The organism is Streptomyces sp. NBC_00289, assembly GCF_041435115.1.
In the GTDB taxonomy this organism is placed as follows: Bacteria; Actinomycetota; Actinomycetes; order Streptomycetales; family Streptomycetaceae; genus Streptomyces.
Window position 1 is genome coordinate 9,816,249 of sequence record NZ_CP108046.1, and the last position, 20,937, is coordinate 9,837,185.

The following is a 20,937-nucleotide window of genomic DNA, read 5'->3' on the forward strand; positions in this document are numbered from 1 at the left end:
ATCCGGATGCTTACTTCCTACCAAGCGAACCTGAGACGAACGTTAATACGGCCGCTCAGGCCGGTTGGCCGAACCAGGTGCCCAGCGCACGCACCAGCGTGGTGGCGTCGAGGTCCTGCCCGGTGGGCAAGGCCCAGGCGACACAGCCGTCGGGCCGGATCAGCAAGGCGTCGACGTCCACCCGGTCCGTGCGTGTTGACCCGTCCGGTCCACGCGGCCGCGGCGTCGCGGACCTCCGCGCGGTCGACGAGGTCCAGCAGGAGTCCGCAGCCAGGTGCAGGCGACGCGAGGTGAGAAACCGCAGGTCGACCGCAATGTCGTCGCCGCGGTGAACCGGCTGAAGGTCACATCGCCTGCGGGCCTGATCCGCAATGACGAAGGCATCCTTCGCGTCCGTCTTCCCATCGCCCCGGTAGGATCCGGAGGCGTGATGGACGGTGCGGCCGGGGATGCAGAGGACCTTTTGCCCGTGGTCGGTCAGCAGCGCGATCATCAGGGCAGCCCCGCCGGCGTTGAGGTCGATCGCCCACGTCACCGTCTCACCGCCGCTCAACTCCAGCACATCGCTGATCAGTTTGAGCAATGCATTCTCGTCGTTGACCACACGCTGCGACAGCTCCCGCGTGCCGTCAGCACCGAGCACCACGCAGTGGTGCTCGGCCTTGCCTGCATCCATACCAGCCCACAGTTGGGGCACGGCCGCTTCCGAAGTCGTTCCTCTATCTGTCGCAGGACGACCTCGCCAGTGTCCTTACCAAGCGATCTTTGCCGCGCACCCCAATGAGTGGCCGGGTCGTCGCGGGATGCCGGGCGGCCAATCGATTGAAGCCACCACTGGGCTGGAGACACGCAGCCACACCCAGCATCCCTGGGCCTTCCGATCCTACGAGTGACCGGAATCAGCCCCAGGAACAACGTAAGGAGACACGACCCTCACCGCGGCCGGTACTTCAAGCCCCAGCGCCTACACGCAGACAAAGCCTACGACCGCGCCGACCTGCGCAGATGGCTCCGATGGAAACGTATCGGAGTTCGCATCGCCCGGTAAGGCATCGAATCCAGCGAGCGATTAGGGCGTCGGAGGTGGGTGATCGAGCGCACGATGTCATGGCTGTCCGGTTACCGCAGACTCAGTCCCCGCTACGAGCGCCAGCCCCGCAACTACCTGGCATTTCTCGGACTTGCCGCCGCCCTCTGCTGCTACAAGCGCCTCGTCCGCCTCACCACGTAGGACACGATCTTAGACCGTGTCCTACATGGTCAGTTGGCAGTTGTGCTGCGCACGGGGAGTGGACGGTGGGGATGGATCGTTCCGGACGGCTTGTGGGAGTTGGCAAGGCCGTTGCTGCCGGCGGCGCGAGTTCGTCCGCAGGGTGGCGGGGTCGCGAACATCGATGATGAGGCCGTGTTTGCCGCGATCATCTACGTGCAGGTCAGCGGCTGCGCCTGGCGGGCGTTGCCGCCGTGCTTCGGAGCGTCGAAGTCGACCGTGCATCGCCGCTTCGCCATCTGGTCCCGTGTCGGAGTCTGGGGCCGACTGCATCAGAAGGTTCTCCAACTCCTAGAGAGCAGGACCTGGTCGACCTGTCACGTGCGGTCCTCGATTCCGCCCATGTGAGGGCTAAAAAGGGGGCGACCTTGCAGGTCCGAGCCCCGTGGACCGGGGTAAGCCAGGATCCAAGATGCATGTCCTGTCCGACGCGAACGGACTGCCCTTACGAGTCGGGCTCTCCGCGGCCAACCCCCACGACAGTCTCGCGCTGAAGCCGATGCTGTCCCATTTCCACATGGGACACGAATCCCACGCGGCCGACTCCAAACCCGTGCGTCTTCATGCAGACAAGGCGTACGACATCCCCCACCTGCGGCGATGGCTGTGGGGCAAACGCATTGGCGTCCGTATCGCCCGCAAGGGCATCGACTCCAGCGAGCGGCTCGGCCGTCGCAGGTGGGTCATCGAGCGCACCATGTCCTGGCTGACGGGCTACCGCCGTCTCAACCACCGCTACGAGCGGAAGCCAGGCACCTACCTGGCCTTTCTCGGCCTGGCATCCGCTCTCTGCTGCAACAAGCGGTTCCTCAAACTGACCATGTAGGACACTGTCTTAGGCATCCGTAAGAGCACGGCCCGCGGGCACCACAGCGGCGACGCTCTAATCCTGGCCTCAGGTTGATCGGGGACAATGAGCGGCAAAAGCATCGACTGGAGGGGGCGGGCCGGCGTGCGGATCATGATCGCGGACGACGAGGCGGCCATCCGTGAGTCGCTGGAGCGGGTGCTCCAGGTCGAGGGTTACGACACCAGCACCGTCGCCAACGGTTTCGCCGTGCTCGACGGGGTCGGTGGCGACGCGCCGGATCTGCTGCTCCTCGACGTGATGATGCCCCGCCTCGGCGGGTTGGAGACCTGTCGGCGGTTGCGGGCCGCGGGCCGAGATCTGCCGGTGCTGATGCTGACCGCCCGTGACCAGGTCTCCGACCGGGTCGCGGGGCTGGACGCGGGCGCCGACGACTACCTGCCCAAGCCGTTCGCCACCGAGGAGTTACTGGCCCGGGTGCGGGCCCTGCTGCGCCGGCGCACGCCGACCGACGAGGAGTCGCAGATCCTGTCGTTCGCCGACGTCCGGCTCGATCCGGACAGGTTCGAGGCGTGGCGGGGCGGGCGGCCGCTGCACCTGACCCGGACCGAGTTCTCCCTCCTGCAGGTCCTCGTGAGCAACGCGACCCGGGTCTTGACCCGCGACGCGCTGTTCGAGGCGATCTGGGGCTTCGGCATGAGCTCCACCGCCAACAACCTCCAGGTATACGTGAGCTACCTGCGCCGCAAGATGGAGGCCGAGGGTGAGCCGCGATTGATCTACACGCTGCGCGGCCTGGGATACACGTTGCGGGAGACTCCTCCGTGAGCAGGCCCGCCGGCCGGGAACCGCGCCGGCTGACCCGATGGTGGCGTCGGCGGTCCCTGCGGACCAGGCTGACGGTGATCGCGGCGACGGCCATCGCGGTCAGCGTGTTCGTGGCCTTCCAGGTGGCCAGCCAGCTACTGGACTGGGAGCTGCAGGACACCGCCGAGAATCAGCTACGCGCCGACTCCCGCGTCCTGGCGACGAACGCGGAGCGCGCCGGTCTGGCGCAGGTCCAGCTACCGCCGTATCCCGGATCCGGTCGGCTGGTGCGGGTCATCCTGCCCGACGGCTCGATCCGGACGCCGGCCGGCCAACCCGCGCTGCCCCCGGTCAGCGAGGACGCCGGGCGCGTGGCGCAGGGCGTGTCGGCCGACCTGATGGAGTCGAACGACAGCGACGACGGCGGCTACATCATCTACACGCTGCGGGCGGGCGACGGCGCGGTCCAGGTGGCCCGCGTCGTTGACGACAGCCCGATCAACCGGTTCGGGTTCGGCATGCTGCTGATCGGGCTGCTCTGCGTGGTCGGCGGTGCCTTTGTCGGGCGGACCGTGGCGCGGACCGGGCTGGCACCGATCGACCGGCTGACCGCCGCCGCGGTACATGTCGCGCACACCCGGGATCTCAACGCCGACATCCCGGACGAGGGCGGTGGGGAGATCCGGCGGCTGATCCAGTCGATCAACGACATGCTCGCCGCGCTCCGGGACTCCCGGCGGGCCCAGCGGCTGCTCGCCGAGGACGCCGCCCACGAGCTCAAGACCCCGCTCACCAGCCTGCGCCTCAACGCCGAGCTGCTGATCCGGCTCGATCGGCGCGGCACCCTGGACAGCGCACTGCCGGCGGAGAGCCGGACCCGGTTGCTCAACGACCTCGGCGCCCAGGTGGCCGAGTTGAGCACCCTTGCCGCCGAGCTGACCGACCTGGCGCGCGGTGACGTCAGCGACGAGAGCACCGAGGTGCTCGACCTCGCCGACGTGGTGGTGGCCGCCGCGACCCGGGCGGATTCCCGCATGCCCGACATCGAGGTGGCGCTGGATGTGACCTCTGTGTGGGTGAGCGGGCGTCCCGCTGCGCTCGAGCGGGCGGTGCTCAACCTCATCGACAACGCCGGCAAGTGGTCCCCCGCGGACCAGCCGGTCCAGGTCCGGCTCCGTGCCGAGGGCGCGTCGGCGATGCTCGAGGTCGACGACGCCGGGCCGGGCATCGACGCCGTCGACGTACCGCGGGTGTTCGACCGGTTCTACCGTGCCGACAGCGCCCGGGCGTTGCCGGGATCCGGTCTGGGGCTGTCGATCGTGCAGCGGGTCGTCGACGCCCACGGCGGCCTGGCCACCGTCGCCCGCTCCGCACGCGGTGGCGCGCTGCTTCGGGTCGACCTTCCGGCCGCGGCCCCGCCCGCCCCCGATCGCGCGGCTCACCGCCGGGGATGACACCGCGGTGCGCCGACCCGCCCCGGCGGCGCGGCGCAGGACAAGGGACGGCGGCCCTCGGGCATGGCCCGCGCGGCTCACCGTCGGGGCAGGACACGGTGCGCCGACCCCAGCCCCGGCGCACGGCGCAGGGCCAAAGGGCGGCGACCGTCGGGTCCATGAAAAAGATCCGGGACGGGCCTGGGGGCCCGTCCCGGATCTCGTCCGTGCCGCCGCGCTCACCGTTGCAGCGCGGGCTCCTCGTCGTCGGCGAGCGGCTGTTGACCGTCCGGCAGCTCCGCCGCTGGACGGGACAGCCGGCTCGGCCACCAGATCCGCCGGCCGATCAGCAGGGTGAGGGCGGGCACCAGGACCGACCGCACCAGCAGGGCGTCGAGCAGCACGCCGAAGGCGACCAGGAACCCGACCTCGATCAGCATCACCAGCGGAAGTGTGGCGAGGACCGCGAACGTGGCCGCCAGGACCAGGCCTGCCGAGGTGATGACGCCACCGGTGGCGGAGAGGGCTTTGAGCATGCCCTCTCTGGTGCCGAGACGCACGGTCTCCTCCCGGGCCCGGCTGGTCAGGAAGATGTTGTAGTCGACGCCGAGCGCCACCAGGAACAGGAATGCCAGCAGCGGCACCGAATAGTCGATGCCCTTGAACCCGAGGATCGTGTCGAAGACGAACACGCTGCCGCCGAAGGCTGCGGCGAATGAGACGATCACGGTGGCCATCAGGACCAGCGGGGCGAGGATCGCGCGCAGCAGCAGCCCGAGGACGATCAGGACGACGGCGAGCACCAGCGGGATCACCAGCTTCTCGTCGCGCTTGGTGGTCACCTCGGTGTCGAGGTTCTCCGCACTCGGCCCGCCGACGATCGCCTCCGCCCCGCTCACCGCGTGCACGGCGGTGCGCACCCGCTTGATCGTGTCGTACTCTGCGGCGGTGTCCGGCGCGTCCTTCGGGAACACGGAGATGTTGGCCCAGCCACCGCTGGTCTGCTCCGGGATGGCCAGGGCCACACCGCGAGTGTCCTTGACGATGTCGAGCACCCGCTCCTGGTGCGCCGGCCGCGTGAAGATCGTCATCGGCTGGCCGCCGAGCTCCGGGAAGTGCTGGCGGAGAACGGTGAAGCCGGTGACCGACTCCGGCGCGGACAGGAACTGGTCCTGCTCCCGCAGGGCGCCGGTGTTGCCCGCCAGCCCGAGGGCGAGCACGCCGAGGACTCCGAGCGAGCCGAGTGTCGCCAGCCACCGGCGGCGGCTGATGGCGGTGCCGAGCCGTCCCCACAGCCCCGGCTTCTCCTCCACGGCCGTGCTGAACCGGGGGATGGCCGGCCAGAAGATCCGCCTGCCGAGCACCACGAGCACCGCCGGGAACAGCGTCAGCATGGCCACCAGCGCGCACAGGATGCCGGCCGCACCGATCGGGCCCAGCCCGCTGGTGCTGTTCAGGTCCGCGACGAGCAGGCAGAGCAGGCCGGCGACCACGGTGGCCGCGGACGCGACGATGGCCGGCGCCGCGCCGCGTAGCGCGTGGACCATCGCGACCCGGACGTTCTCATGGTGGTGCAGTGCCTCCCGATATCGAGCGATGAGCAACAGCGCGTAGTCCGTGCCGACGCCGAATACCAGGATCGTCAGCAGCGCCGAGTTCTGGTCGTTGACCACGATGCCGAAGCCCTTGACGAGCAGGTAGACGGTCGCCATCGCGGTCAGTGCGGCCGCGCCCACGGCCATCAGCGGGATGATCCACAACACCGGGCTGCGGTAGGTGAGGATGAGCAGGAGCGTGACGACGACGATGGTGGTGAGGAGGACCTGCACGTCGATGCCGTCGAAGACGGCCTCCATGTCGCCGTCGATCGCGCCCGGTCCGGTCACGTCGAGTTCCAGGCCGGAGGGGCGGTCCTTCGCGGCGTCACGCAACAGGCCGACAATGTCCTCCGGTGCGCCGTAGTCCGTGCTCACATCGAGGGTGAACATCATCGCCTTGCGGTCGGTGGAGGGGCTCGTCGGTGAGCCCTCGTCGTCCTCGCCGGCCGCCGCCTTCCCCTTCGGCGGGTACCGCTTGGCAAGGGTGTTGTAGTGGCGCTCGACCGTCGCGCGGTCGGCGTCGGTCATGTCGCCGGCGCGGTGGTACACGAAGACGAACGTGTTGTTGTCACCGCCGGGGAGACTGTCGTCCAGCACCGCCACCTTGGTGGACTCGGCACTGGCCGGCAGGGTGTCCACGGCGCTGTCGGTGGTGACCGAGCTCAACTTTCCGCTCAGCGGCACCATGCCCGCCGCCAGCACCAGCCACAAGCCAATCACCAACCATGGCACCCACCGGCCTGCCAACCGACCGGCCGGCGCTTCCCCGGACGGCGCTGCGTTGACTGCCATCACTAGCCTCCTACATACGGGTTGCATCGCTTATCTGGATGCCTACTTCTTACGGAGCGAACCTGAGACGACTGTTAAAGCGGTGCTCAGGCCGGTTGGCCGAACCAGGTGCCCAGCGCACGCACCAGCGTGGTGCCGTCGAGGTCCTGCCCGGTCGGCAAGGCCCAGGCGACACAGCCGTCGGGCCGGATGAGCAACGCGTCGACATCCACCCGGTCCGTGCGGGCGGTGACGGTGTTGACCCGTCCGGTCCACGCGGCCGCGGCGTCGCGGACCTCCGCGCGGTCGACGAGGTCGAGCAGGAGCCCACGACCCTCACGCAGCAGGTCCGCCGACCGGGTCACCGCGGTGACGACGTCCGGGTCGGGCCGCTCCAGCGTCAACTTCAGGCCAGCGAGGGCATTCAAGGAGATGAGTGGGACGCCTAACCCGCGCTAGAACGTACAGGCAGAGACGAACGTGGGATCGCCTACGGGACGCGAGTTCTAGGCGACGGAGGCCCGGTAGTACTGATCTTTGATTACGGGCTTGATGCGGGTGGGGCGAGTTCGAGGCCGGTCCCGGCCAGGAATCCGATGAGGAGTTCGGGGTGACGCTGGATGTAGCGCAGGGTGTTCTTCGTGGCCTGGTGGAGCTCGTCAATCGAACGGAACGCCCGGTTCGCGATCTTCTCCTTGGCGTGCGCCCAGAGTAACTCGACGGGGTTCAACTCCGGTGCGTAGGAGGGCATTTGGATGATCGTGAGCCAGTCCTGCCGCTGTGCGTACTGTTTCACGTGCTTGCTGATGTGGCTGGAGTAGTTGTCCCAGACGATGGTGACCGGGCCGTCCAGGCGGCGGTGCAGCATGGCGAGGAAGCGGGGGAAGTCCTTCTTCGTGTAGCCGCCCGACGGCTTGACCGCATAGATCATCCGGGGTTTCTCGCCGTCCTTGAAGCAGGCCCATGCCACCATGCTGATCTTGTCGTTGCGTTTCCCGGACAGTCGCAGCACCGGGGTCTGCCCGGCCTTGCCCCAGGTGCGGCGGACCGGCCCGTTCAGCCAGGCCCCGGCCTCGTCCTCGAAGCAGACCCACCCGCCGACGGCGGTGACCTGCGCGGATGGGAAGCCGCCGGCCACGTCTCCGTGCGCCATGCGGCAATCGCCTCCTCATTGCGCTCCACGGCCCGCACCTTCGGCACCTGCCACGACCAGCCCAGGCGATCCAGCAACCGCCACACCCCGGAGATCTCGTACCTGACCTCGAACCGCTCCTCGATCAGCACCCCGACCCGGGCCAGCGTCCACCGCTGGTCCTCCCACCCGTACGCCGTCGGCCCTGCCCGCAGAAGACCCTCCAGCTCCCGCTCCTGCTCCGCGCTCAGATACGAGTTACCGCCCGGCCCCTTGGACAGCAGAGCCGCCCGGCCGCCCTCCGCCCAGGCCCGACGCCACAGGCTGACCGCCTGCGGCGTCACCCCGAGCACCTCCGCGACCCTGCTCTGCCGCATCCCTTGTTCGAATAAATCAGCCGCCTGCATGCGCCGCCGCTCCAGCTCAACTGGGCTCAACAGCCTGCGAGTTCGAGTCCCCATACACCCGGTATGCCGAACATGACCAGATCATCAAACGCAGCATCAAAGATCAGTAGTCGCCGGATTAACGACCGGCCAGGGAGGACGGGAAAGCCGTCCGCAGGGCGAAGGGGGCCAGGTGACTCGGACACACCAGACTCGGGAGGTATGCGAATTGCAATCGCCGCAACAGAGTTGTGTGTCCTGCGAGAGCACTCTGACCGGCTCACACTGTAGTCACTGGAGAGGCGGATGACGGGGAAACCGTCACGTCCGGTTCGGCGGGAGGCCGCGCGGAACAGGACCTGCCACGGCAGACACCTCACCGCGCGGCCGACCCATCTGGCTGGTGCACGAACGCCCGCCGCAACGCACGCGACTACGAACGGCTGCCCCAGCACTCCGAAGCACACTGAACTGGGCACTCATCACCATGATGACCCGACGCCTCACCCGCAAAAGCGCCCGCACCAGCCACTGAACGAAGGAGACGCCCTGATCATGCGACGTCAGCAATCGCGGACGGGTTCGAGGAACTCGAGCCGATTGCCCAGCTTGTCGAACGCATAGAAGCGATCGTGGCCAGGAAAGTTGTCATCCCAGGTGACGCTCACTCCTTTGTCTTCCAACCGCTTGGCGAGCGCCTGGAGCGAGGTCACAAGGATGCCCGGATGCGCCTTCCTGTTCGGGCGGAAGTCCTCTTCAACCCCCAAGTGGACCTCCAGGCCACCACCTCGGAACCAGCACCCACCACGAGCCGCCAGCACCGGCGGCTTCTCGAGCTCCGTCATGCCGAGAACGTCTCCCCAGAACTCGCGGCAGACGGTTTCAGCGCCTGGAGGGATCGCAAGCTGCACGTGATGCAGGCCGTCCAAGGAGTATCCGAGCGTTCCCAGAGCCACAACTTCTCCTCCACCAAGGAATCTCGACGTCAAGATAATGAGAGCTGAGCGGTCCTGGCAAGGGCGCGGACTCGGCAGAGGGCGCGGCAAGTTGAGAGGACGACGTGCAAAAACACCTACTTTCAGCCCGTTCCTTATGGTCGCTGCTGGCTGACCGCGGCAGTTCGCGGGGTTGAGTGTGCATGGCTGCCCCAGTTGCTGCGCCTGTGTGGCTTTGTGCTTCGGCGTCCGCCGTTGTGGGTCCTACCGGTCGGTCACGTGGTTCGAAGGCGGCATCCCGGCCCTCATGGGTGGCGGAGGTGGGTGGGCACGCTCGTACTGGTCGTGCCAAGCAGCGATCGTGAAAAACAGTGCAACGGCTGCCACGAGCAGTTGGACCGCTCCTGCGAACGGATGTGCCGAGTACAGGAAGGTAACGGCGATCACGAGCACGCCCAGTGTGAACCCGCCGAGCCAGAGGATCGCGGGGGTGCCGCGGTGTGCTCGTCCGCACCGCCCCATCCACGGATGACCGACGTCAGCCCCAGCAGAAAGACGACCGGGATTTCAATGAGCAGCACGATCAGGCTTATGCAGCCACCCGCGAACCCGTCGCCTCGCGATTCTGAAGGCTTTCCAGGGCGGAAATCGTTCCCCGGCAAGCGCGGTATACGCGAACTCGGCTCGAAGGGCATGGTCACACCCTCGTACGTCACGCCGTGCGCTGCATCACGGTTCACCAGGCCGAGACCGAGGCGCGGCCGAGCTGAGCACCCCGCCGGGCCTCCCCCTGGCCTCGAACTGCAAAGTGAACACACGCGCTCGTACGAGGGCTCCGGGGACGTGACCACGGCCTCCGTCTGATCCTGCGCTCCGACCAAAGAGGCACTTGACCAGTACGAAGGCCGTGGGGGAATGAGTCTGCTGCATCACGATGCCGGCCGGGAGCCGTTCGCGCTGGCGTCACGCTTCCGCGAAGGCTTCCTCGACTGCCTGACCGCGCGCGGGGACACGTTGTTCGAGCTGACCGATGCACTGTTGGGTGCGGACGGGCCGGTGACCACGCCGGTGGACCTCACACTGACGGCAGAACACCGGCGCGGGCACGGCGCGATGTATGAGGCGCTCAACTGCGGGAAGGTCGAGGTGCCGCGACTGCGGCAGGTGCTGGCCGGGCTGCCGCAACCCGGGGCCTCCGCCGGACGCCTGGTCCTGGCGGGAGAAGGTCGGCGAGGTACGCCTCCAGATCTGGCAGATAGGAGACGTCCGTGCTGAAGTGTTCGCAGCCCCGACAGCGGAACCGCAGTGGGCAGCTCTGCCCGCCTGCGGCCACGTTCGACGGCTCCACGCAGATGCCGTACGCCGTGGCGACTTCGCCAATCTCGCGCCGAACGTGCTCCGAGTCCAGGAGCCGCTTGACCTTGCGCCACACCCGGTTGCCGTGCCGGTCGAACTGCAGAACGGTGACTCATTCGATGGCCTCGCGGCGGCGCTCTTGACCGATGCGTAATGGTGGAGTCGGGTATGGGAACTCTCGGAATGAGTGGGACTACTCGTCGAGGTACCCGAGTCTGATGTCGGCTGGTGTGATGAAGAGTTGGCCTTCGCGGACCTGCCATTCGGTCGTCCCATCAGCTTCGTGGCTGGCAAGTAACAGACCCTGGACGAGGTCTCCGTCGTCGTCGGAAGCGGGGAGCCGAGCGATCTCTCTGATCTGGTCGGTGAACCAGTCCAGGGCCGATTCGCGGATGTCGGCGCCGTAGAAGATGTAGTGGATCCAGTTGACGTGCTGGCGGGGTGAGCTCCATCCGTTGGTGTAGTGGTTGTCTTCGTGTGAGGAGATGATCTCTTGGAGTGCGGCGAGTTGTGTCTCGTCGCACTCCAGCCACCCTCTGATCGACACGTAAGCGCCCATTGGCGTGTCCTCTCTCGTCGTCAGTTCTGGCGGACTACGAACCCGATCGAGCGCAGCCGGATCTCGCAACTTGCCGTTGAGTACCTGGCTGGAACGGGACATCGCCCCCCTGCCCGCCGATGGCAGTGATCCCGTCGGACAGCAACTGCTGCACCGCTACCTCGCCGCGTACGGGCCCGCCGCCAGCACGGACCTCCGTGCCTGGTGCGGCCTCACTGGCCTTCCCGCCGCCATCAAAGCCGCCCGAGAAGAACTCGTCGTCTTCCGTGACAAACGCGGCCGCGAACTGCTCGACCTGCCCGACGCACCCCGCCCCCACGCCGACACCCCCGCCCCCGTCCGGTTCCTCCCGGCCTTCGACAACGCCATACTCGGCTACCACGACCGTAGCCGCATCATCGACGCCCCCCACCTCGGTCTGTCCGTCGCAGGCCACCGCACTGTCCTTGTTGACGGACGCGTCACCGCCACCTGGACCGTCCGCAACCACCGACTCCACATCAGCTCCCTGCGCCCCCTCACTGCCCTGGAACAGGAAGCCGTTTGCACCGAAGCCCAGGACCTGACCACCTTCCTGGACAACGACATCGAGCACATCCAACTCGACACGAAAAACTGACGATCACCCCACTCCCGGTGATCCGTCGTCGTACTCATCAGGTGACTCCTTCGGGGAAGATCACACCTGATTCGTGACAATCCCCGTGTGCGTGAGTCGATCACTGCTGCCACCGGGTGCGGGGCGGTTCCCATCCTTTGATCTTCGCAGGGGATCCCGGTCTTCAGGCCGGGCGGGAATGTGATCCTCGGTCCGGAGGCGCGCAGGAGAGGTCTACCCCGCGTTGGTCGTTGCACGTCGTGCCGGGTGGGAAGCGGCCAGGGCCCTGGCCGCCGGTGACGGGAGCCCGTGCCCAGGATGGGAGTTCCGCGCCCGCGGTGGGGGTTGGCCGTCTACCAGTGGATGGTTTGGTTGTGGGGGGTGATGTGGAGGGTGGATTCGCGGAGTGTGGGGGTGCCGGCGGTGTGCCAGCGGGCGAGGTGGTCCTCGGCGGTGTCCCAGAGCATGCGGGTGCCGTGTTGGCGGATGATGCAGTGGCCGTTTTCTTCGTGGAGGGCGGCGAAGGATCCGGTGGTGGTGTCGATCAGAACGTCTTCGGTGTGCCCGTTGTGGTGCAGGGTGAGGCGTTGGGTGTGGGGGAGGGCGAGCTGGATGATGAAGCGGGCCGTCCAGTCGTCGAGAATCTTGGGCGGGAGGGGTGTTTGGTGTTCCTGGCCGGTGGTGAGGTCGGGCAGGAGACCGGCTGGGGGTGGCTGGTGGGGGCGGGCGAGCATGAAGGCCACCTGTCCGCCCAGGAGTTTTCCGGTTGCGGTGCCGTCCTCGTGGACGGTGAGGCAGGCCAGTTCGGAGGAGCCGAGCCAGCCGCTGATGGTGGCCAGGATCAGTCCGCCGGGCCGGGTCTGTTCCAACCAGGTTGCCGGGATGGTGCGGACGGCGCAGGTGGCGATGATCCTGTCGTAGGGTGCGCCCTCGGGGTGGCCGAGGAGGCCGTCACCGGTGACGAGGGCGGGATGCATCCCCAACCCGGCAAGGGCGGTGTGTGCCCGCGCGGCGACATCGTGGTCGTACTCGACCGAGGTGAGGTGCTGTGCGCCCAGACGCGTGCACAGCAGCGCGGTCGAGTAGCCGGTGCCGGTTCCGATCTCCAGCACCCTATCGTCCGGTTGAACGTGGAGATCCTCCAGCATGCGCAGCACGAGGGAGGGCAGTGTGCTGGAGGATGTGGGCTCGCGCATGATGTGCCCGCGGACATCGGCGGGCACGATGGTGCCGGCGATCTGCGTGACCAGGGACTCGTCGGTGTAGCAGCCCTCCAGCCAGCCCTCCTCGCCTTCCAGGACGGGAGCCCACGCCGACGGTGCGCCGGGCACGCGGCGGAAGTATCCGCCGCGCAGGAACTCGTGCCGGCGCACCGTGCGTGCGGCATGACGCCATGCGGCCGTGCGCGGGTAACCGTCGGCCGTCAGGCGGTCGATGAGCTGCTGGTGCAGTCGTTCTTCGTCGCTCACGTTCGTCTCTCCAAAAGGTCGGCCAGGGCTGCGCACATCGGCAGACCGGTTTCGGGTTCCAGCCAGTACCACTGGCCGCAGGGGTTGCACTCCAAGAACCACCATCTGCCGTCCTGGCTGATGCAGAAGTCGAAAGCCCCAAAGACGAGCCCGAAGTGATTCACATAGTTGTGGAGCGCTGACTCGATAGCGGCCGGTGGCGTTATGGGGGTGTAGCGCAGCCGTGTGTAGTCGCTGCGCCAGTCCAGGAGGTCGGAGTCGATCCGCACGCAGTAGATGCGGGAGCCGATGACGGTGACCCGTACGTCGGCCGTCTTGGCCACGCGGACCTGGAACAGGTGCGCGGTGCCCGCGACACCGTCGTCAATGTCTTCAGCGGCCACCTCGGCGATTTCGACCACGGACGCGACGCCGTCGAGGCGGTAGACCGGGTTGTGCAGCGGTTTGTAGATGACGTGCTCGTACCGTTCGACGAATGCCCTGGCGGCCTCAGGGCGGGAGGTGATGAGAGTGGGCGGGACCAGGAAGCCGGCCTGGACTGCGGCGGCCAGACCGGACGGCTTGAATTCGGCGTCTCCGATGCGGTGCGGGTGGTTGACGTAGAGGTAGCCGGGCAGCGACGCCAGGACCCCGCCCAGGCCATACCGTGCCTGTGTGACGGCGAACCGCGCGTCCTGATCGGCGAGGTGGGGGAAGGCGAACCCGGTCGGCCTGCGGTAGTACACCGCACGGACCTGGTCCAGCTCTGCCGTGCGGGACGCGGTACGCACATGGCCTCGTAGCCCGTCCTGGGTGATCTCGGCCTGAACGGACAGGGAGGCGGGGAAGTCGCCTGAGTCGAACCGTAGGACGGGGACGTCCCGCTCGTTGAGCTCGCCGATCACCACGTCGGCGGTGGGGTCGTGGAGGCTGGTGACGACCAGCACCGGGCGGGAGTCTGTCACTGGTCGCTGTCGCTGCCCGTGTCGCTGTCCTGGGTGCTGCCGTTGCCGTCCGGGCTGGTACCGGTGGCTGGGCTGGTGCCCGTGCTCGTACCGTGGCCGGGCATGTCCATCACCTGGCCGTCGACGTCGAGGAACACGGCGGTCTGCGTGAGCGGATCCAGACGCGTGGCGGCGTACGGGGCTGCCGTGGGATACGGCGCCATCCGGCCGATCCCCCAGGGCAGCGGGGTGAGCGCTCCCTGCGGGACGGCTGTGTCTGTGGGCAGACGGTCGGAATGCACGAACATGGCATCGTCCTTCGAATTGTCGGCAGTCCCGCCGGCCTGGCGGGACTGCGGATCTGTCGGACCCGGAGCCGAAGATCCGCGAACGAGCAAGAACTCCCCTCGTCACTCGACGGCTTATTGCTGGGTTGCGGGTCGAGAAGTCGACGTGCGGTGCGGTGAGTTGGGTGCCCGGCGCGGGAAGGATGGCCGGCCGTCGGGGGAGGCGGCCGGGGCGGGGTCCTCCCGCGCCGGGCGGGGGGCCTGCCCGAAAGCCCGGCTACGGGGGCGTGCGGGCTTTCGGGCAGGGGCTCATGAGGTGTGTGCGGAGCTGGTGGAGGAGTTCGTCGAGGGCCAGGATGCGGAAGGCGCTGAGGCGGCGGATCTGCTGCGAGGCGAGGAAGCAGGTCATGCCGGGATGCCCGTAGGGCGGGGGCGCTTCGGGCTGCGCCACGGGCTGGACACCGTGGGCGCCGAGTCCGTAGAGGGTGCCGGTGGCTCCGTACAGTGGCGCGCTCTGCGCCAAAAACATGGTCGGGCTACCGTCCAGGTGCGGGCAAAGCCGGGCGGCGGTGCGCACATGGCGGGCGCAGACGGGCGGCTGGTTGGTCAGCACCTGCGCCGCGTTGGGAGTGTGGTCGTGGGGCCCGGCGAGGAACACGAGTCCGAGAGGGGTGCGGGCGGGGGCGGTGCAGATCTGGCAGCGCAGGGCCTGCATGGTCATCATCTGCCGGTAGGGGTGCACGAGTTTCCACTGCGGCCGGCCGGCTGGCTGGCCCTGCGCATCGAGAGGGTTGAAGGAGCAGCGTGCCCGTAGGACGCCGCGTAGGTCGCGGTCGCGGGGGTCTTCGTCGGCGTAGTGCAGGCGGAGGCGGCCGCCGGGGTGGGGGAGGAGGATGAGGTTGTCGGGGGCCGCGTCCTCGCCTTCGTGCTGGGTGATGAACGGGACGAGGCCGTAAACAGCCGGGGTGGGCACGGAACGCTGCTTCCTGGGTTGTCGGGGATGGACAGAAGGGGGAGCGGGGGGACGAGCACCCCGCTTTCTGCAGGCAGTTGAGAGCAGGCGAGGTGCTCGGCGACCTCGTTGACCGTCCAGGCCGTCCGGCGTACGTGCCCGACTGCCTGCCCCCGTCCGGTATCTCCTGTGAGCGCACCTTGCGGCTCGCCTCATCAGGGCTGTCCGCTCGCCGTGCTGGGCGGCTTGGGCGCGGCCGCGCCGGTCTCGGCGAGCCGGATGGGGATGGCCGCGCTGCCGGGAGGCGAGTGTGCCGAGGCCGTCCGGGGTGGTGCTGCCTCGTCTGGGACCTGGCAGGCGTCCTCGAGGAGAGCGTCTGCATTCAGCGGCTTCCTGCGCCGGAATGTAGCCGAGGCGCCTCGTCGCCCAAGGGCGGCGTCCAGGGTTCGGAACCGGCCGGGCGGGCCGGGGGCGGCGGTTGGAGAGGTCATGTGCCCTCCGTGGGCGGGATGGTGAGGCGGCACCAGGCGGCGGCACCGTCGTTGTTGATCCCGAAGGTGCCGCCGTTCTCCTTGGCCAGTGCGGCGACCAGCGCAAGGCCCCGCCCGGACTCGGCGTCCTCGTCGGCCGGCGCGTGCGGGATGCAGGCCGGCATCCCGTCGTGGACGGTGATGTGCAGGATGCCGTTTCCGACGGCCAGCTTCAGGTGGATCTCCGTCGTCCCGCTGTGCACGAGCGCGTTGGTGACCAGTTCGGAGACGATCAGCATCACGTCGGCGGTCATTGCTTCCAGGCCGCAGTGCCTCAGCCGTGCGGCAGCGATCCGGCGCATGGCCCCGACCCGCAGCGCGTCCTCTGCACTGGGCGGAGTCTGACCTCGGCTGGCGACGATCTTGAACCGCTCGTTCATCACCGTGCCGTTCTGGCGCGGGCGCAAGGGGAGGGGCGGTGTCGACGCAGTGGTCACGACGTCTGTCGCATGGATGCGCGAGCCCGGCGGGGCAGTCGGTGCAGCACCTGCCCGGGTGGGCCACTGTCGCGGGGACGGTACGTCGGTCGCGGTCACGGTGCGTCCTCCTGCCTGTGGTGCCCGGCCCTGACGGGGGAGACAGGGCCGGGCACGTCTCGACGTCACCGGGATGAGGGCCGGCCTCGTGGGGGAGCTGCGGTTGCCCCGGTGACTGACGACGACCGTAGAGTGGCAGCCGCTCAACTCCCAAGGAGCTTGCGCGAGTTTGCAGCAAGCAAGTTGACGGGCACTTATGGCCGGTGGACCATCGAGGTGTCACGCAAACTTGCGCAAGGTCGATGACAGGAGACCGGCCATGAAGTTACGGTTCCTTGGCACCAACTCCACGGGCGGCGACTGCCCGACGCTGTATGCGACCGACCGGGACAGCTACATCGTCCAGGGATGGCAGCTGTTCGCGAACGAACTGTTGACGCAACTCGACGTACCCGACGGGGAGACCGCGGTGGAGGTGCCGACCGAGCTGTTCGAGCACCTGCGGGAGGACGGCCTGCCGGCCTGGGAGGTGGACCGCGTCCAGTCCCCGATCATGATCATCACGCCGCAGGGCACCTGCGTCGTCCAGGGCGAGGCAGTGACCGACCCCGAAGCCCTTTCCCAGATGTCGATCCCGCACTATGAGACCTGCGTCGAGGTACCGAAGGAGGTCCTCACCGCAGTGCTGGAGGAATCATATGGAGCTGCTCTCGGGCGCTGAGCGCAACCAGCTCTTCGAGCGCTTCCAGCACGACGCGTTCCACCTGGAACTGCGCGACGACTACTCCGTCCCCGAGGAGAACGGCCCGTTCCAGAACTGGCTGACAGGCGCAACCACCGACACCGCCTTCCTCGCTCCGTGGACCCGGCTCGTGTACCAGGCCACCTCACGCGGCATGACCGTCCGCCGCGTGAGGGTCGTCACCGAGCCGGCAACCCCCTACCTCCAGTGGGAGCACACCGTCACGCCGCTGAACCAGGAGGCCGGTGAGGACATCCGCTGGCTGCCCCGCCGCCTCCTGCCCGACGGCCTGAGCTTCCCTTTCGCCGGCAGGGACTGGTGGCTGTTCGACGACCGCCTCCTGGCAGTGGGCCACTTCGACCCGGACGGCCGAGTCCTCGGATCTCAGATCATGGAAGCCCCTGACATCGTCACCGCATGCGTCCGCCTGCGCGACCAGCTCTGGCATCTCGCCATCCCCCACGCCGAGTACACACTCTGAACCATCCGTGACCACCCAGACAGATGAGGCACTGCAGGCGCTCGGCGCCCGGCTGCGCAGCTTCCGCAAGGACGCTGGTTTCCCAAGCGGCCGGGCCTTCGCCCACGCCACCGCATGGCACGAATCGAAGATCTCCCGCATCGAGCACGGCAAACAACGCCCGAGCGAGGACGACCTGCGCACCTGGTGCCAGATCACCGGCCAGGCAGAGCAGATCGGCGACCTGATCGCCATCGTCCGCCACGTAGACGAACTCTGGCTCGAATGGCGCCGCCAACTCCAGGCCGGCGCCGAAAGCAGACAGCACAAAGCCATCCCCGTCTACGCGAAAACCAAAGTCTTCCGCATCTGGCACCCCACCGTCATCTGGGGAACCCTCCAGACAACCGAGTACGCCGCCAAAGTCTTCGAACAGGTTGTCAACTACTACGAGATCCCCGACGACTCCGAAGCAGCCGTCGGCAAACGGCTGGAACGTCAGCAGTACCTCTACCAGGGCGAGCGGATCTTCAACGTCCTGCTCGGCGAACAAGCCCTCTACACCAACTTCGGCGGCACAGACGTGATGAAGGGCCAGCTCGACCGCCTCCTGGCAGTGATGCGTCTGCCCAGACTCAGCCTCGGCATCGTCCCCCGCTCCGCACCAGCAGCAATCTGGCCAGGCAACTCCTTCTCGATGTTCGACGACAAACTCGTCCTCGTCGAAACATATTCCGCGGAGCTGTCCGTCTCCCAGCCCCGCGAAATCGAGCTGTATGCCAAGGCGTTCGCCCTGCTGCAACGGTCAGCTGTCTACGGCACAGCCGTCCGGGACCTCATCTTCACTGCAATCCAGCACTTCGACCGAATGCCGACAGACTAGGAGAACCACTGCCTTGCCCGAGCAGCTCAACTGGCGCACCAGCACCTACACCTCACAAGACTCCTGTGTGGAGGTCGCCGACAGCAACCCGCACACCGTCATGGTGCGCGACACCAAAGACCGCAACCGTGCCATCGTCTCCTTCACACCTGCTGCCTGGCTTGCCTTCGTGCAGCATGCCAAGAGCCGATAGAGTCCACCCCCGACCGGACACCTGGGCATCTCGAAGAACACCGTCAAGCGGGCCCTGGCGAGCGACCGGCCGCCGCAGTACCGGTGGCCGGCCTCGGCCGTCGACGCGGTCGAGGTGCAGATCAAACCGCACGCCCGACGGTGCCCCGGTACGCCGCACCCCGGAAGCCGTCCTCGAGGGGGAGCGGCAGGCCGCACTCCACGCCGCCGCGGAGCACCGGGCTCATTGAACAGGCAGCGCGCCGCCACGCGGTGCTCGTATCAGCCGTACACCGCCTGGTCTAGGCGGCGGTCCGTGAGATCCCCAATGCCAAGCGCACAGCCGCCCATCTCGCAGGCGCAATGACGGAGGCGCGAAGTGCATACGCGCTCGCGCCCATCGTCTCCGGTGAGCGGTGGCTGGTCGCCGAGTCCCGCATCACCGTCGGGATGCCGGCAGTGATGCGGAGCGGGTTGGGGAGAGCAGCTACCTATGGCCTACCTGACAAATGATCATCTGGCGGGTTCGTGGGACCAGGAGTGCGGCCAGGCGTGCGACGCACAACCGCCGGCTCGCTCAAATACGGAGAGCGAGGCGGTCGGCGGTTGCCCGGCTGTCGATGTACTCGTCTCTGATCGTGCGGAGGTCGTGAGTTCGAGCTCTGAGCAGGTAGACGGTCGGCTTGCCTGGCGAAGAGTCGTGTCCTGCCGGCTCGAGGCGCGGCCAACCGCCCCCGCTACGTCCTACTTCTCCTCCGGCTCCCAGGCGCGGAGCAGGTCGAGCAGCCCTGCGTCTCCGTCAACGTGCAAGGAGTCGGCCTGGATCCGGTCGTACAAGTAGAGGACCAGCTCACTGGCCGTGCCGTGGACGGAGGCGCCGGCTGCGTCCGAGTCTTCGCCGGTCGCGGCGGTGGGCGCGGGGATGCGGGTGGAGCGTGCGCCGTCGCCGTCGACGGTGAGGCGCCAGGAGCGGCCCTCGGCGGCGTGGAAGTCGAAGGCCGTCGGCTTGTGCGGCCAGGCACTCGGCGTTGCGCAGACGGTGAACAGGAACTCCTCCACACCGTCGAGTGCCACCTCGACCGGCAGCGGCTGCGAGGCGCCCCCGGCGAGCTGGGCGTCGTACGTGTGCACCGCGGTCTCCTGGACCCGGTGCCGGGCGATACCGCCAGCGGTCTGCGGTGACTGCGACGCAGGCCACCACGTCCAGCAACCGCTCTCCGGTCCCGCCGCGCGCAGGGCGCCCAGCAGAAGCTGCGTCGACGCGTCCAGCCAGGCCAGCAGGGCCTCACGCTCCCGCGGCACTTCCAGCGCGGCGCGCGCGGCGACGGCCTCGGCCGGGGGAGCGTCGGCAGACCCCGCGCCGACGATGGCGGCCCAGAAACGGTCTCCCCCACCCAGATGCTTCCCCAGATCGAACAGCGTCCACCCGGGGCAGGTCGGCACCTGCGCGTCGAGACCGGGCGCGGCGGCGACCACGGCGCGGAAGGCGGTCGACCGTTCATCGATCAGTCGCAACAGGTCAGGGAACTCAAGATTCTTTTGCACGCCGGATGTCTATCACCGTGCTCCGGTGATCGGACAGCGTTTTTCACAGTCGCCGCCGGTTGGTCACTGCGGACTGGTGGGGAGCGGGTTCGTGCATCACGGTCTGGGCCGCGCCCTGGCCGGGGCACGACCAACCCGTGCGGCTGCCAGGGCAGTTCGGGACGGAGACAGTAGGGCACCCCTCGCGCGGCTCGGGCTGACACCGTGCCGTCGCCGACTCCCTTGCGAGCGAGCCCCGTTTCACGAGTACCACTGAGCTGCGGAGGGGGCTGGAGCTGATGCACTGCGCCATCATGCATGCCGCGCATGCGATCGCGGTCGGTGGAGTCTTACTGATCGTTTCAGAATGGGTTGCGGGTCTTGGGCTCGACGATCTTGGTTGTCAGGGTGTCTCGCGTGCGTTCTGATCTTGTCCCTGACGACTTGAGGAAGCGGGTAGCTCCGCTTCTGCCGCCTGCACCCGAACGGCGCCATCGCCACCCCGGCCGGATACGCGTTCCGAACAGAGTGGCACTGGCTGGTGTGATGTACGTGCTGTGGACCGGTGTCGCGTGGCGTGATGTCCCGGCGGAGACGGGGAGCTGCTCCGGAGTGACGGCCTGGCGTCGACTGCGGGACTGGACCGAGGCTGGCGTGTGGCCGCACCTGCACGGTCGAACCCGACGGCACCGCACCCCATGACGTTCTGGTCCTGCAGGGTCAGCAGCGCCGCGAAGCGGAACTCCCAGTCCTGGGAGGCGAGATCGGACACGGCCAGCATCAGCACGTCGATGAACACCGCGGTGGCGCCATGGGACAGGTCCAGGTCGTGGCTACCGCGGGAGAAGATGTTGCACCGGCCTATGA

20 protein-coding genes and 8 pseudogenes are annotated in these 20,937 nt (G+C 67.9%); 12 read left to right on the forward strand and 16 right to left on the reverse strand.

Going from position 1 to position 20,937, the window contains the following annotated elements; translation table 11 throughout:
* Positions 1-55 precede the first annotated feature (55 nt).
* Positions 56-280: a hypothetical protein gene (locus OG985_RS44435; protein WP_371674687.1), complete on the reverse strand. Its 225-nt coding sequence runs from the start codon at positions 278-280 to the stop codon at positions 56-58.
* Positions 263-676: pseudogene (locus tag OG985_RS44440) on the reverse strand (IS110 family transposase); the annotation flags it as partial. The gene OG985_RS44435 and the pseudogene OG985_RS44440, both read right to left, overlap by 18 nt.
* A 246-nt stretch (positions 677-922) precedes the next feature.
* Between OG985_RS44440 and OG985_RS44445 the strand changes: the two are divergent.
* From OG985_RS44445 to OG985_RS44460, 4 genes and pseudogenes are all read left to right on the forward strand, one after another.
* Positions 923-1,231 (forward strand): annotated as a pseudogene (locus OG985_RS44445) (transposase); the annotation flags it as partial.
* A gap of 45 nt (positions 1,232-1,276) precedes the next feature.
* Positions 1,277-2,096, forward strand: a pseudogene (locus OG985_RS44450) (IS5 family transposase).
* A 126-nt stretch (positions 2,097-2,222) separates the two neighbouring features.
* On the forward strand, positions 2,223-2,906 hold the full coding sequence (locus OG985_RS44455) for a response regulator transcription factor (RefSeq protein ID WP_371674688.1): 684 nt from the start codon (positions 2,223-2,225) through the stop codon (positions 2,904-2,906).
* Positions 2,903-4,349 (forward strand): annotated as a pseudogene (locus tag OG985_RS44460) (ATP-binding protein); the annotation flags it as partial. The gene OG985_RS44455 and the pseudogene OG985_RS44460, both read left to right, overlap by 4 nt.
* 208 nt (positions 4,350-4,557) lie before the next feature.
* On the opposite strand, the gene OG985_RS44465 reads toward OG985_RS44460, so the two are convergent.
* From OG985_RS44465 to OG985_RS44480, 4 genes are all read right to left on the reverse strand, one after another.
* On the reverse strand, positions 4,558-6,708 hold the full coding sequence (locus OG985_RS44465) for an MMPL family transporter (protein ID WP_371674087.1): 2,151 nt from the start codon (positions 6,706-6,708) through the stop codon (positions 4,558-4,560).
* Positions 6,709-6,794: 86 nt separating this feature from the next.
* Positions 6,795-7,115 (reverse strand): hypothetical protein, encoded by a 321-nt coding sequence (locus OG985_RS44470; RefSeq protein WP_371674088.1) that lies wholly within the window; start codon positions 7,113-7,115, stop codon positions 6,795-6,797.
* A 113-nt stretch (positions 7,116-7,228) separates the two neighbouring features.
* The gene (locus OG985_RS44475) at positions 7,229-7,840 is read right to left on the reverse strand and encodes an IS630 family transposase (RefSeq protein WP_371674089.1); all 612 of its coding nucleotides are present in this window, start codon (positions 7,838-7,840) and stop codon (positions 7,229-7,231) included.
* Positions 7,744-8,280 carry a winged helix-turn-helix domain-containing protein gene (locus tag OG985_RS44480; protein WP_371674090.1) on the reverse strand — a complete coding sequence of 179 codons (537 nt, stop codon included), beginning with the start codon at positions 8,278-8,280 and terminating at the stop codon, positions 7,744-7,746. The genes OG985_RS44475 and OG985_RS44480 overlap by 97 nt, the downstream gene beginning before the upstream one ends.
* 326 nt (positions 8,281-8,606) lie before the next feature.
* Between OG985_RS44480 and OG985_RS44485 the strand changes: the two are divergent.
* Positions 8,607-8,716: pseudogene (locus OG985_RS44485) on the forward strand (IS5/IS1182 family transposase); the annotation flags it as partial.
* A 52-nt stretch (positions 8,717-8,768) separates the two neighbouring features.
* Here OG985_RS44485 and OG985_RS44490 read toward each other — a convergent pair.
* Together OG985_RS44490 and OG985_RS44495 are read right to left on the reverse strand one after the other, a co-directional pair.
* Positions 8,769-9,161 (reverse strand): glyoxalase, encoded by a 393-nt coding sequence (locus OG985_RS44490; RefSeq protein WP_371674091.1) that lies wholly within the window; start codon positions 9,159-9,161, stop codon positions 8,769-8,771.
* Positions 9,162-9,404: 243 nt separating this feature from the next.
* The gene (locus OG985_RS44495) at positions 9,405-9,662 is read right to left on the reverse strand and encodes a DUF6234 family protein (protein ID WP_371674093.1); all 258 of its coding nucleotides are present in this window, start codon (positions 9,660-9,662) and stop codon (positions 9,405-9,407) included.
* 393 nt (positions 9,663-10,055) lie between these two features.
* Here OG985_RS44495 and OG985_RS44500 point away from each other — a divergent pair.
* A pseudogene (locus OG985_RS44500) lies at positions 10,056-10,358 on the forward strand (transposase); the annotation flags it as partial.
* A 331-nt stretch (positions 10,359-10,689) separates the two neighbouring features.
* On the opposite strand, the gene OG985_RS44505 reads toward OG985_RS44500, so the two are convergent.
* Positions 10,690-11,055 carry a hypothetical protein gene (locus OG985_RS44505; RefSeq protein ID WP_371674094.1) on the reverse strand — a complete coding sequence of 122 codons (366 nt, stop codon included), beginning with the start codon at positions 11,053-11,055 and terminating at the stop codon, positions 10,690-10,692.
* A 55-nt stretch (positions 11,056-11,110) separates the two neighbouring features.
* Here OG985_RS44505 and OG985_RS44510 point away from each other — a divergent pair.
* Positions 11,111-11,674: pseudogene (locus tag OG985_RS44510) on the forward strand (DNA glycosylase AlkZ-like family protein); the annotation flags it as partial.
* Between the two features lie 332 nt (positions 11,675-12,006).
* On the opposite strand, the gene tgmC reads toward OG985_RS44510, so the two are convergent.
* From tgmC to OG985_RS44540, 6 genes are all read right to left on the reverse strand, one after another.
* A complete protein-coding gene (gene tgmC / locus OG985_RS44515; RefSeq protein WP_371674095.1) occupies positions 12,007-13,122 on the reverse strand; it encodes an ATP-grasp peptide maturase system methyltransferase in 1,116 nt (371 codons plus the stop codon).
* On the reverse strand, positions 13,119-14,066 hold the full coding sequence (gene tgmB / locus OG985_RS44520; RefSeq protein ID WP_371674096.1) for an ATP-grasp ribosomal peptide maturase: 948 nt from the start codon (positions 14,064-14,066) through the stop codon (positions 13,119-13,121). Before tgmB ends, tgmC begins: the two co-directional genes overlap by 4 nt.
* The gene (tgmA, locus tag OG985_RS44525; protein WP_371674097.1) at positions 14,063-14,353 is read right to left on the reverse strand and encodes a putative ATP-grasp-modified RiPP; all 291 of its coding nucleotides are present in this window, start codon (positions 14,351-14,353) and stop codon (positions 14,063-14,065) included. Before tgmA ends, tgmB begins: the two co-directional genes overlap by 4 nt.
* A gap of 256 nt (positions 14,354-14,609) precedes the next feature.
* Positions 14,610-15,305, reverse strand: a complete 696-nt coding sequence (locus OG985_RS44530; protein WP_371674098.1) for a hypothetical protein — start codon at positions 15,303-15,305, stop codon at positions 14,610-14,612.
* A 194-nt stretch (positions 15,306-15,499) separates the two neighbouring features.
* On the reverse strand, positions 15,500-15,775 hold the full coding sequence (locus tag OG985_RS44535) for a hypothetical protein (RefSeq protein ID WP_371674099.1): 276 nt from the start codon (positions 15,773-15,775) through the stop codon (positions 15,500-15,502).
* Positions 15,772-16,251, reverse strand: coding sequence for an ATP-binding protein (locus OG985_RS44540; RefSeq protein WP_371674100.1), 480 nt, complete (start codon positions 16,249-16,251; stop codon positions 15,772-15,774). The genes OG985_RS44535 and OG985_RS44540 overlap by 4 nt, the downstream gene beginning before the upstream one ends.
* 358 nt (positions 16,252-16,609) lie before the next feature.
* Between OG985_RS44540 and OG985_RS44545 the strand changes: the two genes are divergently transcribed.
* Genes OG985_RS44545 through OG985_RS44560 form a run of 4 tightly spaced genes read left to right on the forward strand, consistent with a single transcriptional unit; the run spans position 16,610 to position 18,568 of the window.
* On the forward strand, positions 16,610-17,011 hold the full coding sequence (locus tag OG985_RS44545) for a hypothetical protein (RefSeq protein WP_371674101.1): 402 nt from the start codon (positions 16,610-16,612) through the stop codon (positions 17,009-17,011).
* The gene (locus tag OG985_RS44550) at positions 16,989-17,513 is read left to right on the forward strand and encodes a DUF6879 family protein (RefSeq protein ID WP_371674102.1); all 525 of its coding nucleotides are present in this window, start codon (positions 16,989-16,991) and stop codon (positions 17,511-17,513) included. The genes OG985_RS44545 and OG985_RS44550 overlap by 23 nt, the downstream gene beginning before the upstream one ends.
* 7 nt (positions 17,514-17,520) lie before the next feature.
* Positions 17,521-18,375: a helix-turn-helix domain-containing protein gene (locus OG985_RS44555; protein ID WP_371674103.1), complete on the forward strand. Its 855-nt coding sequence runs from the start codon at positions 17,521-17,523 to the stop codon at positions 18,373-18,375.
* A 13-nt stretch (positions 18,376-18,388) separates the two neighbouring features.
* Positions 18,389-18,568: a DUF397 domain-containing protein gene (locus OG985_RS44560; protein ID WP_371674104.1), complete on the forward strand. Its 180-nt coding sequence runs from the start codon at positions 18,389-18,391 to the stop codon at positions 18,566-18,568.
* 722 nt (positions 18,569-19,290) lie between these two features.
* Here OG985_RS44560 and OG985_RS44565 read toward each other — a convergent pair.
* On the reverse strand, positions 19,291-20,091 hold the full coding sequence (locus tag OG985_RS44565) for a maleylpyruvate isomerase family mycothiol-dependent enzyme (protein ID WP_371674105.1): 801 nt from the start codon (positions 20,089-20,091) through the stop codon (positions 19,291-19,293).
* A gap of 396 nt (positions 20,092-20,487) precedes the next feature.
* Here OG985_RS44565 and OG985_RS44570 point away from each other — a divergent pair.
* A pseudogene (locus tag OG985_RS44570) lies at positions 20,488-20,742 on the forward strand (transposase); the annotation flags it as partial.
* Positions 20,743-20,937: the final 195 nt, after the last annotated feature.